This is a genomic window from Pseudooceanicola sp. DL12 (genome assembly GCF_056270665.1).
Genome location: NZ_CM149884.1, coordinates 4,343,266 through 4,358,926 on the forward strand (window position 1 = coordinate 4,343,266; position 15,661 = coordinate 4,358,926).

The 15,661-nt window shown below is 67.9% G+C and carries 12 protein-coding genes and 1 tRNA gene; 10 read left to right on the forward strand and 3 right to left on the reverse strand.

Annotated features, from left to right (window positions below; genetic code table 11):
- Positions 1 to 71: 71 nt before the first annotated feature.
- The 4 genes from AC0WR5_RS20335 to AC0WR5_RS20350 all read left to right on the forward strand — a co-directional run bounded on the left by AC0WR5_RS20335 (position 72) and on the right by AC0WR5_RS20350 (position 4,090).
- A complete protein-coding gene (locus AC0WR5_RS20335; protein ID WP_475865730.1) occupies positions 72 to 797 on the forward strand; it encodes a uroporphyrinogen-III synthase in 726 nt (241 codons plus the stop codon).
- A gap of 49 nt (positions 798 to 846) precedes the next feature.
- The gene (locus AC0WR5_RS20340) at positions 847 to 2,259 is read left to right on the forward strand and encodes a COG4223 family protein (RefSeq protein WP_475865732.1); all 1,413 of its coding nucleotides are present in this window, start codon (positions 847 to 849) and stop codon (positions 2,257 to 2,259) included.
- 12 nt (positions 2,260 to 2,271) lie between these two features.
- Positions 2,272 to 3,933, forward strand: coding sequence for a heme biosynthesis HemY N-terminal domain-containing protein (locus AC0WR5_RS20345; protein WP_475865734.1), 1,662 nt, complete (start codon positions 2,272 to 2,274; stop codon positions 3,931 to 3,933).
- An 81-nt stretch (positions 3,934 to 4,014) separates the two neighbouring features.
- Positions 4,015 to 4,090: transfer RNA gene (locus AC0WR5_RS20350), tRNA-Thr, on the forward strand.
- 56 nt (positions 4,091 to 4,146) lie between these two features.
- Here the strand turns inward: AC0WR5_RS20350 and AC0WR5_RS20355 are convergent.
- From AC0WR5_RS20355 to AC0WR5_RS20365, 3 genes are read right to left on the reverse strand one after another with little or no spacing between them, the layout of a single operon-like run.
- The gene (locus tag AC0WR5_RS20355) at positions 4,147 to 5,058 is read right to left on the reverse strand and encodes a CobW family GTP-binding protein (RefSeq protein ID WP_475865736.1); all 912 of its coding nucleotides are present in this window, start codon (positions 5,056 to 5,058) and stop codon (positions 4,147 to 4,149) included.
- Positions 5,055 to 6,707 carry an amidohydrolase gene (locus AC0WR5_RS20360; protein WP_475865738.1) on the reverse strand — a complete coding sequence of 551 codons (1,653 nt, stop codon included), beginning with the start codon at positions 6,705 to 6,707 and terminating at the stop codon, positions 5,055 to 5,057. The genes AC0WR5_RS20355 and AC0WR5_RS20360 overlap by 4 nt, the downstream gene beginning before the upstream one ends.
- Positions 6,708 to 6,722: 15 nt before the next feature.
- Positions 6,723 to 7,349, reverse strand: coding sequence for a helix-turn-helix domain-containing protein (locus AC0WR5_RS20365; RefSeq protein ID WP_475865739.1), 627 nt, complete (start codon positions 7,347 to 7,349; stop codon positions 6,723 to 6,725).
- A 138-nt stretch (positions 7,350 to 7,487) separates the two neighbouring features.
- On the opposite strand from AC0WR5_RS20365, the gene AC0WR5_RS20370 reads away from it, so the two are divergent.
- The 6 genes from AC0WR5_RS20370 (at position 7,488) to AC0WR5_RS20395 (ending at position 15,530) form a co-directional block, all read left to right on the forward strand.
- Positions 7,488 to 9,089 carry an ABC transporter substrate-binding protein gene (locus AC0WR5_RS20370; RefSeq protein ID WP_475865741.1) on the forward strand — a complete coding sequence of 534 codons (1,602 nt, stop codon included), beginning with the start codon at positions 7,488 to 7,490 and terminating at the stop codon, positions 9,087 to 9,089.
- Positions 9,090 to 9,147: 58 nt separating this feature from the next.
- Positions 9,148 to 10,152, forward strand: a complete 1,005-nt coding sequence (locus tag AC0WR5_RS20375) for an ABC transporter permease (RefSeq protein ID WP_475865742.1) — start codon at positions 9,148 to 9,150, stop codon at positions 10,150 to 10,152.
- On the forward strand, positions 10,149 to 11,030 hold the full coding sequence (locus tag AC0WR5_RS20380) for an ABC transporter permease (RefSeq protein WP_475865744.1): 882 nt from the start codon (positions 10,149 to 10,151) through the stop codon (positions 11,028 to 11,030). The genes AC0WR5_RS20375 and AC0WR5_RS20380 overlap by 4 nt, the downstream gene beginning before the upstream one ends.
- Positions 11,030 to 12,028: an ABC transporter ATP-binding protein gene (locus AC0WR5_RS20385; RefSeq protein WP_475865746.1), complete on the forward strand. Its 999-nt coding sequence runs from the start codon at positions 11,030 to 11,032 to the stop codon at positions 12,026 to 12,028. The genes AC0WR5_RS20380 and AC0WR5_RS20385 overlap by 1 nt, the downstream gene beginning before the upstream one ends.
- A complete protein-coding gene (locus AC0WR5_RS20390; RefSeq protein WP_475865748.1) occupies positions 12,025 to 13,023 on the forward strand; it encodes an ABC transporter ATP-binding protein in 999 nt (332 codons plus the stop codon). Before AC0WR5_RS20385 ends, AC0WR5_RS20390 begins: the two co-directional genes overlap by 4 nt.
- A 62-nt stretch (positions 13,024 to 13,085) precedes the next feature.
- On the forward strand, positions 13,086 to 15,530 hold the full coding sequence (locus tag AC0WR5_RS20395; RefSeq protein ID WP_475865749.1) for a GcvT family protein: 2,445 nt from the start codon (positions 13,086 to 13,088) through the stop codon (positions 15,528 to 15,530).
- Positions 15,531 to 15,661: the final 131 nt, after the last annotated feature.

Consider the following 15,661-nt stretch of genomic DNA (forward strand, 5'->3'; position numbering starts at 1 on the left):
CTGAGGGGGGCGCAAACAACTGTGGTGGTTGGGCGCCGGGGCGGTAACGACCGCCCGTGGAGGGTAGAGACATGCAGCCCGTCGTGATGATCACGCGGCCGGAAGAGGACGGAGCCCCCCTGGCGCGGCGGATCGCGCAGAGGGTTTCCGGGGTGCGCATCATCCTGAGTCCGCTGCAACAGATCCTCTATGCGCCGAGCCTGCCCGATGCGGGCCCGGACCAGCGGCTGATCTTTACCTCGCGCAATGGCGTGCGGGCCTGGCAGCGGGTCGGCGGACCGGCGCGCATGGCCTATTGCGTGGGCGATGCGACGCAGGAGCTGGCCCTTGCGGCCGGGCACGAGGCGATTTCGGTCGGCGGCACGGTGGAGGACCTGATGCGGCGGCTGATCGACGAGGCGCCGGCGGTGCCGCTGCTGCACCTGCGGGGGCGGGTGCACAAGGGCAACCTGGCTGGGCGGTTGCAGGCCGCGGGGCTGAGGGCGGAAGCCGTGGAGGCCTATCAGCAGGTCGCCTGCCCGTTTTCCGGCGATGCGCGGGGGGTGATGGCAGGACCGGCGCCGGTGGTGGCCCCGGTCTATTCGACCCGCTCGGCGCAGCTGTTTGCCGATGGCTGGCAGGGCAGCGCACCGCTGCTGCTCGGGGCGATCAGTGCGGCGGCGGCAGAGCCCCTGGTTCGGCTGAGGCCGCTGCGCCTGGAGCGGGCCGCCCAACCAGACGGCGAAACCATGCTGAGCCTGGCCTGTGGACTGATCGCCGCAGCGCACCAGCTTGAGACAGGGACAGGCGGGCACTAAGGTTAAAATTGCCGCCTGGCGTAATTTTCAGAATCAAAGGGGTTGATCCGTGGCCGAAAAGAAAGACGACGAGACCGGCAAGGCCGAGGTCGATCCGAAGGTATCCGAAACAGGACTGCCGGAGGAGGAGACGCAGGAGGCGGCGCTGACGCCACCGGAGCATAATCCGATGGACGAGGCCGCAGCCACGGCAGACGACCCGGTGACGGCAGACGGCGAGGAGACCCCCGAAGACACGAGCACGGCGACGGAACCCGAGCTGACGGCGCCGGTGCACGACCCGCGCGACGAGGCCGAAGCGGTGACCGGCGTGGACGAGGCGGTGCTGATGGCGGGGGCCGCCACCCCGGCGGACGCGGGTGACGACAAGCCCTATACCGCGCCCGACGTCTCCGAGGACATGCCCGCGGCGGCGGCGACCGATCCCGAAGAGGCGCGGGCCCCGACACATCCTGCGACACCCCCGGCGAGCCCGCCGAAGGAGGTCGTGGTACAGAAGAAGGGCGGCTTTGGCGCCGCGCTTCTGGGTGGCGTGGCCGCGGCGGCGATCGGCTTTGGCCTGGCGGTCTGGCTCTATCCGGACGGCACGCCGTTTTCGAAGAAGGAAGACATGACCGCGGCGCTGCAACAGCAGCTGGACGCGCAGAAATCCGAGATCGAGGCGCTGAAGGCGGACCTGGCCGAGGCCAGTGCGACGCCGGCGCTGGACGCGCTGAAGACGCAGGTGACACAGGTGACCGACAGCGTGAAGCAGGCGCTGGACACGCTGGACCGCAACACCGCCGACCTGTCGAACCTGCGGTCGCGGCTGGAAGAGGTCTCGGCCTCGGGGATCGCGGACAATGTCTCGGCCCAGGCGCAGCAGGCCTATGAGACCGCACTGGGCAAGCTGCAGGAGACCATGGCCAACCAGCGCGCCGAGATCGAGAGCATGATCGATCAGAGCCAGCAGATGAAGGCGGATGCCGCGGCCACGGCGCGCGACACGACGATCCGGGCGAACCTGACGCAGATCGCCACGGCGCTGGATTCCGGCGACCCGTTCAGCAGCCAGATCGAGGCGCTGATGGCGCTGGGCCTGCAGATCCCGGAGGCGCTGCAACAGGCGGCGGCGAGCGGCGTGGCCACGATGGCGCAGCTTCGGGCCGATTTTCCCGATTATGCCCGTGACGCCCTGAACGCGACGCGTGATACTGGCGATACCAGCAGCTTTACCAGTTTCCTGAAGAACCAGCTGGGCGCGCGGTCGCTGACCCCGCGGGAGGGGGACGATCCGGATGCCGTGCTGAGCCGTGCCGAGGATGACCTGCGCAAGGGTCAGCTGCAGGCGGCGCTGGACGAGCTGCAGGCGCTGCCGGAGGCCGCGCAGGCGGAAATCGAACCCTGGCTGACCCAGGCCGTTGCCCGGGCCAAGGCCGTTGCGGGGCTGCATGACATGCAGTCCGCGAACCAGTCGAACTAAGGATTATCCCGTATGCTATGGTCGCTTTTCAAAATCGTCCTCTTTGTCGTCCTGGTCACGGCTGCCACCATGGGGGCCAGCTATCTGATGGACCTGGACGGCGGTGTGCGGATCGCCTTCGGCGCCTACGAGTTCAACCTGACCCCGATCAAGACCGCGATCGGGCTGATCCTGCTGGCCCTTGCCATCTGGCTGTTGCTGAAACTGGCCGGGCTGCTGATCGCCACGCTGAAGTTCATCAACGGTGACGAGACCGCCATCAGCCGGTATTTCGACCGCAATCGCAACAAGAAGGGCCTGCAGGCCCTGAGCGAGAGCCTCGTGGCGCTGGCCTCGGGCGAGGGGCGGCTGGCCATGGCCAAGGCCGCCAAGGCCGAGAAGTACCTCGACCGGCCCGAGCTGACGAACCTTGTCACCGCGCAGGCGGCCGAGCTCTCTGGCGACAAGGCCAAGCGCGAGGAGGCCTACAAGCGGCTGCTGAGCAATGACGCCACGCGGTTCGTGGGCATCCGTGGCTTGATGATCGAGAAGCTGGAAGACGGCGATACCGAGACGGCGATGAAGCTGGCCGAGAAGGCGCTGGCGCTGAAGCCTGCCAACGTTCAGGTGCAGGACACGCTGTTGCAGCTGCAGGCCGGCAAGAAGGACTGGCAGGGCGCCCGCGCCACGCTGAAGACCAAGCTGCGCACCGGCAGCCTGCCCAAGGACGTGCACAAGCGCCGCGACGCCGTTCTGGCCCTGAGCGAGGCCAAGGTGGTGATCGCCGAGGACAGCACCATCGAGGCGCGCGAGGCCGCGATCGAGGCCAACCGCCTGTCGCCCGACCTGATCCCGGCGGCCTGTTTCGCGGCGCGCGCCTATCACGAGCAGGGCAAGAACAAGTATGCCATGCGGGTGCTGAAGAAGGCCTGGGAGGCGGAACCGCACCCCGACCTGGCGGTGGCCTTTGCCGCGCTGGAGCCCGACGAGACCCCGGAGGAGCGCCTGAAACGCTTCAGGATGCTGACCAAGATCAAGCCGGAGCACCGCGAGACCCGGCTGCTGCTGGCCGAGCTGCTGATCGGTGCGGGGGATTTCCCCGAGGCGCGCCGGGTGCTGGGCGAGCTGGCGACGGAAAAGCCCGATGCCCGCGCCCTGACCATCATGGCCGCCATCGAGCGCGGCGAGGGCAGCCCGGACGCCATCGTCAAGGGCTGGCTGACGCGGGCGGTCAGCGCGCCGCGCGGCCCGCAGTGGACCTGCGAGAACTGCGGCCATGTGCACGCGGAGTGGGTGCCGGTCTGCGACAGCTGCGGGGCCTTTGACACGCTGGCCTGGAAAGAGGCGCCGGCGGCGGAATACACCGCACCGATGAGCCAGCTGATGCTGCCGCTGATCGTGGGGCGGATCGACGATGCGGTGAACATGCCCATGGCAGGCGATGCCGCGGCGCCGGATGCCCCGAAGCCCGCAGCGGCCCCGGCAGAGGCGGCCCCGGCAGCGGCAGTGGCCAAGCCGAAAGCCGAGGTCGAGGCTTCGCCCTTCGTGGTGGAGCCCGATGCGGCGGCCGCGCCGGCCGCGACCGTGCCGCCCTCGAAGCTGCAGCGCACGCCGCAGGCCCGGCCCAATGCCCGCCCCGGCGCCCCGGTTGCGGATGCCGAGGTGGTCAGCGAGGAACCGGGGAAGGCGGGGTAAATTACCGCTTTCCCAAGGCGCCGGGGGGTGCTATAGCCCCGGCCCACGAGGCCCCGTGATGCGGGGCCGCGCACGGGAAGTGCCGGTGTAGCTCAGCTGGTAGAGCACGTCATTCGTAATGATGGGGTCGGGGGTTCGAGTCCCTTCACCGGCACCACCTCCCGCAAGAAAATGGCCGCCCTTCGGGGCGGCCTTTTTCGTTTGGGGCGGCCCTCAGCGGGGCGTCATGGCCGGGCAGCAGGCCTGCAGGGCGGAGAGGACCGGCGCCGGGTCGAAGGCCGGATCGGCGGAGATCAGGACCAGCACCGTATCCGCGGGCAGGGCGGCCCCGGCAAGGGTGAGGCGGCTGCCGGCGAGCTGAACCATGACGCCCTGGCCCGAGGTATCGGCGAGGGTGCCCTTGGCGCGGTGCACCGTCTCTGGCAGGGCGGAGAGCGCGCGGTGCAGCGCGCTGCGGTCGACGGGGCCTTCGGGGCGCCAGAGCAGGCTGCGGAAGGGATCATGCGGCCGCGAGGGCAGGCGCGGGCCGATGGCGCCCGAGGGGCCGAGCAGGATCTGGGCCGGCAGGCGCCCCTGCGGTGCATCGAGGAGGCGGACACCGGGGCGCAGGCCGCGGAGCCAGTCGCGGGTGTCGGAGAGGGCCCGGGGGGGCATGAGATCGGTGTGGGTGAGGGCGAGGATGTCGCCCTGCCGGAGCTGGCTGCGCACGAGCTGTCCCACGAACTTGTCCTGCGCGCGCTGGCGGATCGAGAGGGCATCGACCACGGTGATCACGGCGTCGAGCTCGAACCCCGGCCAGTGGCCGACGCTCATGGCAAGGCGGCCGGGATCGGCAACGCCGCTGGCCTCCATCACGATGCGCTCGGGCGGGCGGGGGCGCATGGCCATGGCGGTGAGCGCCGCGCCCAGGTCATCGCCCACGGAGCAGCAGACACAGCCGTTGGAGAGCTCGACCGCGGTCTCGTCGCGCTGCCGGATCAGGGCGGCGTCGATGTTGACGGCGCCGAAATCATTGACCAGCACGCCGAGGCGCAGCCCCAGTGCCCCGGCCAGCAGGCGGTTGAGCACCGTCGTCTTGCCGGCTCCAAGGTAGCCGGTGAGCAGGGTGATCGGGATCCGGCTCATGACGGCATCGGAAACGGCTGCCCCTCGAAGACGGTGCCCCAGAGCGGGATGTCGCGGAGCGCCTCGGGGGCAACCTCCCAGGGGTCTTGCTCCAGCACGGTGAAGTCGGCCTTTTTCCCGGCGCGGATCGAGCCGATCTGATCCTCCATCCCGAGGATGTAGGCAGCGTCGATGGTGATGGCGCGCATGGCGGCGTCGAGGGAACAGCGCTCCTCGGGGCAGAGCACGGCGCCCGATTCCGCGATGCGGTTCACCGCGACCCAGGCGGAATTGAGCGGCAGGGCCGGCGCCATGGTGAAATCGGAATGCAGCGCAAAGGGGATGCCGGCGCGCTCCAGCGACCCCATGCGGGCCATCTGCGAGGCGCGTTCGTGGCCGATGGAGGCCTGCCAGTAGGCCTCGCCCAGCTCGTGCAGGTAATAGACATTCGCCGAGACCAGGGCGCCGAGATCCTTGATCCGGCGGACCTGCTCTTCGTTCGAGACGCCGAAATGCTCGATGGTGAAACGGTGGTTGAAGCGGGGCTTCTCGGCCTGGAGCTTCTCCAGGGTGTCGAGGGCCAGTTCGACGCCCATGTCACCGGTGCAATGGACGTGGATCTGCTTGCCGGCCATCCAGAAGGCGCGGGCTTGGGCCTCGAAGCTCTCGGGGGCCATGAGCCATTCGCCATGGTGCCCGTCGATGAAGCCCGGCTCTCGCATCTGCATCAGCTCGGCAAAGAAGCCGCCGTCGGTAAAGAGTTTCACCGCGTTGCCGAAGAACAGCCGGTGGGTGCCGCGGGTCTCGTATTCGGCGATGCGGGCGAGATCCTCGGCGGGATCGCCGCCCTCGAAATTGCCGCGCTGCAGGCCGCGGGGGATCAGCTTCATGCGGAAGGGCACGCTGTCCTGCTCGAGGCTGGATTTCAGCATCTGCCATTCCACGGCATCGTTCATCATCGGATAGGCCAGCTCGCCGATGGTGGTATGGCCGCCGAGATGCACCGTCTGCCGGACCAGCTCCAGGCCCCTGAGGAAGCGTTTCGGCGCGAGCAGCACCCGGTTCATCGCCTGGGCGGCCAGCGTCATGCCGGTCTCGAAGAAGCGGCCGGCGGCGAGGTCGATCTGAGGGTGGCGTTCGAGATCCTCGCGGGCGGTGCCCATCCAGTCGAGCGCCGCATCGTTGCAGATGATCTCGTGGAAGGAGCGCTGCCAGACGAAGATCGGGCGGGTGGCGGAGATGGCATTGAGCACGCTGCGGTCGACATTGCCGTGCCATATGCGGTGGAAGCCCCAGGTGACGATGATCTCCTCGTCGGGGCTCTCGGTGGCGACGATCTGCGACAGGCGCTCGACATAGGCCGCGTGGCTGGTGACGGCGGGGCAGGTGCGATCCGGCAGGGTCCATTCCATGGCGGTGATGAAATGGCAGGGCAGCAGCAGCGCGCCGAGGGTCGGGTGCAGGTGCGGGTCGATGAAGCCGGGCATCAGCACGTGGTTCTCGAACTGCCGGTCGATGCGGTGGGGGTGGGCGGCGAGCCAGGGGCGCAGGGTCTCGAGGCTGCCGACCTCGATGATGCGGCCGTCGCGGACGGCCACGGCGGTGGCCTCGGGCATGGCGGAGGTCATGGTGCGGATCTTGCGGGCGGTGAAGACGGTCAGCTCGGACATGGTGCGCTCCGGGTGTCAGAAGGTGGCCTGGGCGAAGGCCCAGACGATCACGGCATCGGTGGGGCCGGGGTTGCGGCACCAGTGGCGGCCGCTGCCGGGCAGCTGGAAACTGTCGCCGGGCGTCAGCAGCATGGTGAGCCCGTCGATCACGATCTCGAGCTGACCGGAGACGATGTAGCCGCCCTCGTCGCCCTTGCGCTGGCGACCTTCCTCGCCGGTGCCGGCGCCGGGGGCGAAGGTGGTCATGACCATCTCGAGCTGACCGGAGAGATGCGGCGAGAGGAGCTGTTCGCGGACGCCCGATTGCGAGAGGTTGATCTCTCGCCGGGTGTCGGCGCGCACCACATAGGCGCTCTCCGGGGTGGTCTCGGGATCGGGGCTGGAAAAGAACCAGCTGATCGAGACATCGAGGCGGCGGGCGATCTTGTCGAGGGTGTCGAGGGTGATCGGGCTGACGCCGCGTTCCAGTTCCGACAGGTGGCCGACGGAGCGGCCGATGTCACCGGCCAGCTCGGAGAGGGTGAGGCCGCTGGCGCGGCGCAATTCGCGGATCTGGCGGCCGACCGGCTTGTTCGGGCTGTTGTCGAAACCGGCGCCGACGGGCGCGGAAGTTCCCTGAATGCTTGCAGAAATCTTGGCCAAACCTGAATTCTCCAGACGTCAATTTCGGTGATCTGAAAAAATCGTTGCATTTTTTCAGACTCAACGCAACACTTGCTGGTGTGACTTCAAAGAGGCGCTCCCCAATAAATTGCGCCCGCAGCTCGACAGGGAAAAACCATGAACCGGAACCACACGAAATCGCTGCCCCGCATCCTGCCGGTGGCGCTGGCCGTCCTGACCATTGGCGCGGGGGCTGCACTGGCCGAGGACGCCCCCGTGCCGGGCGGCACGCTGAAGACATTCACCTCGGGCTATCGCACGCTGAATCCGGCGGTGCAGTCCGGCGCCGCCACCGGCGGGCCGGGATCGCAGATCTTTGCCGGGCTGGTCAAGGTGGGCCCCGATTACGAGATCGAACCCTACCTGGCCAGCGACTGGCAGGTCTCGGAGGATCAGCTGACGGTGACCTTTGACCTGGTGCCGGGCGCGACATTCCATGACGACACGCCGATCACCAGCGAGGACGTGAAATTCTCTATCGAGGCGGTGCGGGCGAACCACCCCTTCGGCCCGGCGATGTTCGGCCACGTGGCCAGCATCGACACGCCCGACGAAACCACCGTGGTGCTGCACCTCGATCAGCCGGTGCCGGGGCTGTTGCTGTCGCTGCAGCCGCTGCTGATGCCGGTGATGCCCGAGCATGTCTATGGCGACGGGCAGGACCTGAAGACCCACCCGCGCAACATGGAAGACGTTGTCGGCTCCGGCCCCTTCAAGGTGGAAGAGAACAACCCGGCCGAGCGGCTGACCCTCGTGAAGAACGAGAACTTCTTCATCGAGGGGCATCCCTACCTGGACAAGATCGTCTATCCGGTGGTCAAGGATCCGCTGACCCGGGTGCTGATGCTGGAGAAGGGCGACATCGACTATGCGCCCTTTGCCGGGATACGGCCGAACGATGCCGCGCGGCTGGAAAAGGCCGATGGGGTCGAGGTGACGGGCAACGGCTATGACGCCATCGGCTATGTGCACTACCTGGAAATGAACCTGCGCGAAGAGCCCTTCAGCAAGCCGGAGGTGCGCAAGGCGCTGGCCCATGCCATCGACACCGGGTTCCTGTCCAAGGTGATCTTTGGCGGGCGGACGCAGCCGGGCACCGGGCCGCTGCACACCGGCAACCCCTTCTATACCGCTGACGTGCCGACCTATGCGCCGGACATGGACCTGGCGGCGAAGATGCTGGACGAGGCCGGCTATCCGGTGGGCGAGGACGGCACGCGCTTTTCCTTTACCCTCGACGTGCCGAGCTGGGCGCCGGCGGCCCATGTGCCCATGGCGGAATACATCCAGGCCCAGCTGGCCAAGCTGGACATACCGGTGGAGCTGCGCCGGGCGCCCGATTTCGGCACCTGGGTGCAGCGCATCGCGAGCTGGGACTACGACGCGACGATGAACGGATCCTTCAACTATCCCGACCCGACCATCGGCGTGCATCGCCATTTCGACTGCGACAACATCAAGAACGTGATCTGGTCGAACACCGAGGGTTATTGCAATTCCGAGGTCGATGCCCTGCTGGACCAGGCCGCGGTGGAGCCCGATTTCGAGAAGCGCGCGGCGCTCTATGCCGAGCTGCAGCAGAAGATCGACGAGGACGAGGTCTTTATCTACATGCCGCAGGATTTCTCGGCCACGGTCTACAGCGATCGGGTGGGCGGGCTGCCGGCATCGCCCTTTGGCGCGCTGGCGCCCTTTGACGACGTCTACATCAAGAACTGAAGCCTGTCACAGGGCCCGGCATCCCCCGGGCCAGGCATTCAGGCGGGGCCGGATCCGGATGACCGGCCCCGCAACGGACTTCGGAGATTTCACCGACATGACGGGACTGTTGAAAAAGGCCATCAACGTGGTGATCCTGCTGATCGCCATCCTGGGCCTGAATTTCGCGCTGATCCACGCGGCGCCGGGCGACCCGGTGGAATCGCTGGTGGGCGAGATGGGCGGTGCCACGCCCGAGCTGGTGGAACAGCTGCGCGAGAACATGGGGCTGAACCAGCCGCTCTATCACCAGATCGGCACATACCTGGGCAACGTGGCGACCGGCGACCTGGGCTATTCGATCTATTACGACCAGCCGGTGACGCAGTTGATCGCGGAACGGGTCGGGCCGACGCTGCTCCTGGTGGTCACGGCGCTGGTGGCGGCGATCGTGGTGGGCACGGTGCTGGGCGTCTTCTCGGCGCAGCGGCGGAACTCCTGGCTGAGCCACCTGGTGACGGTGATCTCGCTTGCCGGGTTCTCGGCGCCGGTCTTCTGGGTGGGGATCATGCTGATCCTGGTCTTTGCGGTGGATATCCCGATGTTCCCGATCTCGGGGATGACCAGTTCCGATGCGCCGGCCCATGGCGTGGGGCACTGGCTCGACGTGGCCTGGCACCTGGTGTTGCCGGCCCTGACGCTGGGGGTGATCTACCTGGCCTTCTACAGCCGGCTGTCGCGCACCAGCATGCTGGAGGTTCTGGAGACCGATTACGTGCGCACGGCGCGGGCCAAGGGGCTGCCGAAGCGGCTGGTGATCTACAAGCATGCGCTGCGCAACGCAGTGCTGCCGGTGGTGACATTTGCCGGGCTGCAGTTCGGGCAGGTGATCTCGGGCGCGGTGCTGGTCGAGACGGTCTTTGCCTGGCCGGGCCTCGGGACGCTGGCCTATGATTCCATCCTGCGGCGCGACACGCCCACGCTGCTGGGCATCCTGTTCTTCTCGGCGCTGATGGTGGTGGTGATGAACATCCTCACCGACATCCTCTATCGCCGCATCGACCCGAGGATCAAAGCCGCATGAGCATGATTTCGGAAACAGGCGGGGCAGTTGAACAGCCGCTCTCTCCCGCCCGGCAGGCCTGGCAGATGTTCCGCCGCGACCATGCGGCGATGATCGGCCTCGGCATCCTGCTGATGATCATCGTGATCTCGGTTCTCGGGCCGATGCTGTACCGGGTCGACCCGCGCGAGATGGTCTGGATGCCGCTGACCCCGCCGGGGCAGTCGGAGTATGTCCTTGGCACCGATTACATGGGGCGCGACCTGCTGGCCGGGCTGATCGGCGGCGGGCGGGTGACGATCACCGTGGGCTTTGCCGCCGCGGCGCTGACCATCCTGATCGGCATCACCGTGGGGGCATTGGCCGGGTTCTTCGGCGGTTGGGTCGACACCCTGCTGATGCGGGTCACGGAGTTCTTCCAGGTGCTGCCCAACCTGCTGTTCGCCATGGTGGTGGTGATGCTGTTTGGCCCGTCGCTGGTGAATATCTCCATCGCCATCGGGGTGGTCAGCTGGACCTCGACCGCGCGGCTGGCACGGGCCGAGTTCATGCGGATCCGCGAGATGGACTACATCAAGGCCGAGCGCTCGATCGGGGCGGGCAATGGCCGGCTGATCTGGCTGGTGATCCTGCCCAACGCGGCGCCGCCGCTGGTGGTGGTGGCGGCGCTGTCCATCGGCACGGCGATCCTCTTCGAGGCGGGGCTGTCCTTTCTCGGGCTGTCGGACCCGAACGTCACGAGCTGGGGCCGGATGATCGGCGACAACCGCCCCTACATCCTCGATAGCGCCTGGGGCGTGACCCTGCCGGGGCTGGCGATCTTTCTGACGGTGCTGGCGATCAGCCTGGTGGGCGACGGCCTGAACGATGCAATCAACCCGAAGCTGAGGCAGCGCTGATGACGGCTCCCCTTCTTTCCGTTCGCAACCTGGAGATCTCGTTTCGCATGAAGGGGGCCGAGGTGCCCGTGGTGCGCGACCTGTCCTTTGACCTCGAGGCCGGCGAGACGCTGGGCATCGTGGGCGAGAGCGGCTGCGGCAAGTCGATCACCGCGCTGTCGCTGATCGGACTGGTGCCGAACCCGCCGGGCCGGATCTCGGCCGGGCAGATCCTGCTGAACGGCGAGGACCTGGTGCAGGCCGGCGAGCAGCGGCTGAACCAGGTGCGCGGCAACGAGATCTCGATGGTGTTCCAGGAGCCGATGACCTCGCTCAACCCGGTCTATACCGTGGGCGAACAGATCGCCGAGACCGCGCGGGTGCATTTCGGCGCCTCGAAGGCCGAGGCCTGGGACCGGGCGGTGGAGATGCTGAAGCTGGTGGGGATCCCCTCGCCGGAGAAGCGCGCGCACAATTACCCGCACCAGCTCTCTGGCGGGATGCGGCAGCGGGTGATGATCGCCATCGCGCTGGTCTGCGAGCCGAAGGTGCTGATCGCGGATGAGCCGACCACGGCGCTCGACGTGACGGTGCAGGCGCAGATCTTCGACCTGTTCGCAGAGCTGCAGGAGCGGATCGGCGCGGCGATCATCATGATCACCCATGACATCGGCGTGGTTGCCCAGATGACCGACCGGGTGATGGTCATGTACGCCGGGCGCAAGATCGAGGAGGGGCCGGTGAAGAGTTTCATCCGCGATCCGCGCCATCCCTATACGCGGGGGCTGATCAGCTGCATCCCGCGGCTGTCGATGAACCCCGATGCGGCGCCGCAGCCGCTTTTCGAGATCCCGGGCGTTGTCCCCTCGCCGAAGGAGCTTTCGGCGGCGGGTTGTGCCTTTGCGCCCCGCTGCGCCCGGGCCATGGGCCGCTGCCGGGAGGCCGATCCCGTTCTGACGCCGCTCGGCGGCGGCCGGGCCGTGGCCTGCTGGCTGCAGGCAGAGGAGGCTGCGGCATGAACGCACCCGCGCTCTCCGTCACCGGGCTGAAGGTGCATTTCTCCGCCGGCAAGGGGCAGGTGGTGCATGCGGTCGACGGTGTCAGCCTCGAGATTCCCGAAGGCGTGGCCTATGGCCTGGTCGGCGAGAGCGGCTCGGGCAAGACCACCGCCGCCATGGCCTGTGCCCGGCTGACCGAGGTGACCGCCGGGGCGATCCGCCTGTCGGGGCAGGACATCACGGCGCTGAAGGGCGATGCCATGCGGAAGGCCCGGCGGGCGGTGCAGGTGGTCTTCCAGGATCCCTATGCCTCGCTGAACCCGCGCGAGCGGGCGGGGGCCATCGTGCGCCGGCCGCTCGACCTGATGGGGATCGGGAGCGCCGCCGAGCGCGAGGCGCGGGTGGACGAGCTGTTTGCCACCGTGGGCCTGCGCCCGGAGCAGAAAGCCCTGTTTCCGCATCAGTTTTCCGGCGGGCAGCGGCAGCGGATCGGGATTGCACGGGCGCTGGCGACGCGGCCGAAACTGCTTGTCTGCGACGAGCCGGTCAGCGCGCTGGACGTGGCGATCCAGGCGCAGATCCTGAACCTTCTGGCGCGGCTGAAGGCGGAGCTGGGGCTGTCGTACCTGTTCATCAGCCATGACCTGGCGGTGGTGCAGCATCTGTGTGACCACATCGGGGTGATGTACCTGGGCCAGATCGTGGAGACGGGTGCGCGGCGCGACATCTTCAGCCGGCCACTGCACCCCTACACGATGGCGCTGATTTCGGCGGTGCCGGTGCCCGAGGCCGACCTGGGCGGCGACGGGCGCATCCGGCTGCAGGGCGACCCGCCGAGTCCGATCTCTCCGCCCGAGGGCTGCCGGTTTGCCGGGCGCTGCATGTTCGCCACCGATCAGTGCCGTGCCGTGCCGCCCGCATTGCGCGACATGGGCGGGGGGCATGCGGTGGCCTGTCACCGCGCCGACGATCCCGAGCTGGAGGCCGCGCGGCAGGCCCTGGCCGCCTCTCTCTGATCCCCGAACGATCCCCGAACGATCCGGCGCGCCGCATGCGCGCGACTAGAAGGACCTCCTGAATGGCTACCCCTCCCTCCAAGGCCCGCGTCGTCATCGTCGGCGGTGGCGTCATCGGCTGCTCGCTGGCCTATCACCTGACGAAACTCGGCTGGCAGGACGTTGTGCTGCTGGAGCGCAGGCAGCTGACATCGGGCACCACCTGGCATGCGGCGGGGCTGATCGCCCAGCTGCGGGCGAGCCAGAACATGACCCGCCTCGCGAAATACAGCCAGGAGCTCTATGGCAGCCTGGAGGAGGAGACGGGCGTGGCCACCGGGTTTCGCCGCAATGGTTCGATCACCGTGGCGCTGACCGGGGAGCGCCGCGAGGAGATCTTTCGCCAGTCCTCGATGGCGCGGGCCTTTGGTGTCGAGGTGGAGGAGATCACGGCCGAAGAGGTGCAGGCGCGCTATCCGCATGTGAACATCGAGGGCGTGACGGCGGGTGTCTGGCTGCCAAAGGACGGGCAGGGCGACCCGGCCAATATCGCGCTGGCCATGGCAAAGGGTGCACGGATGCGGGGGGCGCAGGTGCTGGAGCGGGTCAAGGTGACCGGCTATCGCAGGACCGGGCGGCGGGTGACGGCGGTGGAATGGCAGGCGGGTGCGGAGACCGGCGTGACCGAATGCGATCATGTGGTGAACTGCGCCGGCATGTGGGGCCGCGAGGTGGGCCGGCAGATGGGTGTGAACGTGCCCCTGCATGCCTGCGAGCACTTCTATATCGTCACCGACACGGTGCCCGGGCTGACCCAGCTGCCGACGCTGCGGGTGCCGGATGAATGCGCCTATTACAAGGAGGACGCGGGCAAGATCCTGCTGGGCGCCTTCGAGCCGCAGGCCAAGCCCTGGGGCATGGCGGGGATCCCCGAGGATTTCGAGTTCGATCAGCTACCCGAGGATTTCGACCATTTCGAACCGATCCTGGAGGCGGCGGTGAACCGCATGCCGATGCTGGCCAAGACGGGCATCCATACCTTCTTCAACGGGCCCGAGAGCTTTACCCCCGACGATGCCTATCACCTGGGCCAGGCGCCGGAGATGGACAACGTCTGGGTCGCCGCAGGCTTCAACTCCATCGGGATCCAGTCGGCGGGCGGTGCCGGCATGGCGTTGGCCGAATGGATGGACAAGGGCGAGAAACCCTTTGACCTGGGCGATGTGGACATCGCGCGGATGGAGCCGTTTCAGGGCAACCGGCACTATCTCTTCGAACGCTCGAAGGAGACGCTGGGCCTGCTTTTTGCCGATCACTTCCCCTATCGCCAGAAGGCCACGGCGCGGGGCATCCGGCGCTCGGCCCTGCATGGGGCGCTGCTGAAGGGCGGCGCGGTGATGGGCGAGTTCGCGGGCTGGGAGCGGGCGAACTGGTTTGCCGATCCGGGGCAGGCGCCGCGGTACGACTATAGCTGGAAGCGGCAGAACTGGTTCGGGAACAGCGCGCGGGAGCACATGGCGATCCGAGAGGGCGTGGGGATCTACGACATGTCGTCCTTTGGCAAGCTGCGGATCGAGGGACCGGAGGCCGAGGCCTTTCTGAACCGCGTGGCGGGGGGTGATTTTTCCGGGCCGGTGGGAAAGATCACCTATAGCCAGATGCTGAACAGCCGGGGCGGGATCGAGGCGGACGTGACGGTGACGCGCCTGTCGGAGACGGCCTATCTGATGGTGACGCCGGCGGCGACACGGTTGGCCGACATGACCCGCCTGCAGCGAGAGATCGGTGATGCGCGGGTGGTGGTGACGGATGTGACCGCCGGCGAGGCCGTGATCTGCGTCATGGGCCCGGAGGCGCGGCGCCTGATGCAGGCGATCTCGCCCGATGACTTCGGCAACGCTACGCATCCGTTCGGCACGATGCGCGAGATCGAGATCGGCATGGCGGTGGCCCGGGCGCACCGGGTGACCTATGTCGGCGAGCTCGGCTGGGAGATCTACGTGCAGACCGACATGGCGGCGCATGTCTTCGAGGTGCTGCAGGCGGCCGGGGCGGGAATGGGCGCGCGGCTCTGCGGGCTGCACGCCATGGACAGCTGCCGCATCGAGAAGGGATTTCGCCACTTCGGGCACGACATCAGCTGTGAGGATCACGTGCTTGAGGCGGGGCTGGGTTTTGCGGTGAAGCTGGACAAGGGCGATTTCATCGGCCGCGCCGCGGTGCTGCGCAAGCGCGAGGCGGGGCTGGACCGGCGGATGGTGCAATTCCTGCTGAGCGATCCCGAGCCGATGCTCTATCACGGCGAGCCGGTGCTGCGGAACGGCGAGGTGGTAGGGCACCTGACCTCGGGCGCCTACGGACACAGCCTGGGCGGTGCGGTGGGCATGGGATACGTGCCGTGCCGCGGCGAGAGCGTGAAGGAGGTGCTGGCCTCGAGCTATGAGATCGAGGTGGCGGGCGCACGGGTGGCGGCGCGCGCATCGGTCCGGCCGATCTACGATCCGATGTCGGCACGGGTGAAGGCCTGAGGCCCGGTGATGCAGGTGACGTGAAACGTTCGCCGGTTTGAATGGCCGCTGTCGCGGCCGGCTGGCGGGGCCAGGATGCCGTGCCCCCCGACACGGCGCTGTTTTCAGGCGCGGACTGCGAGGCGGTCCGC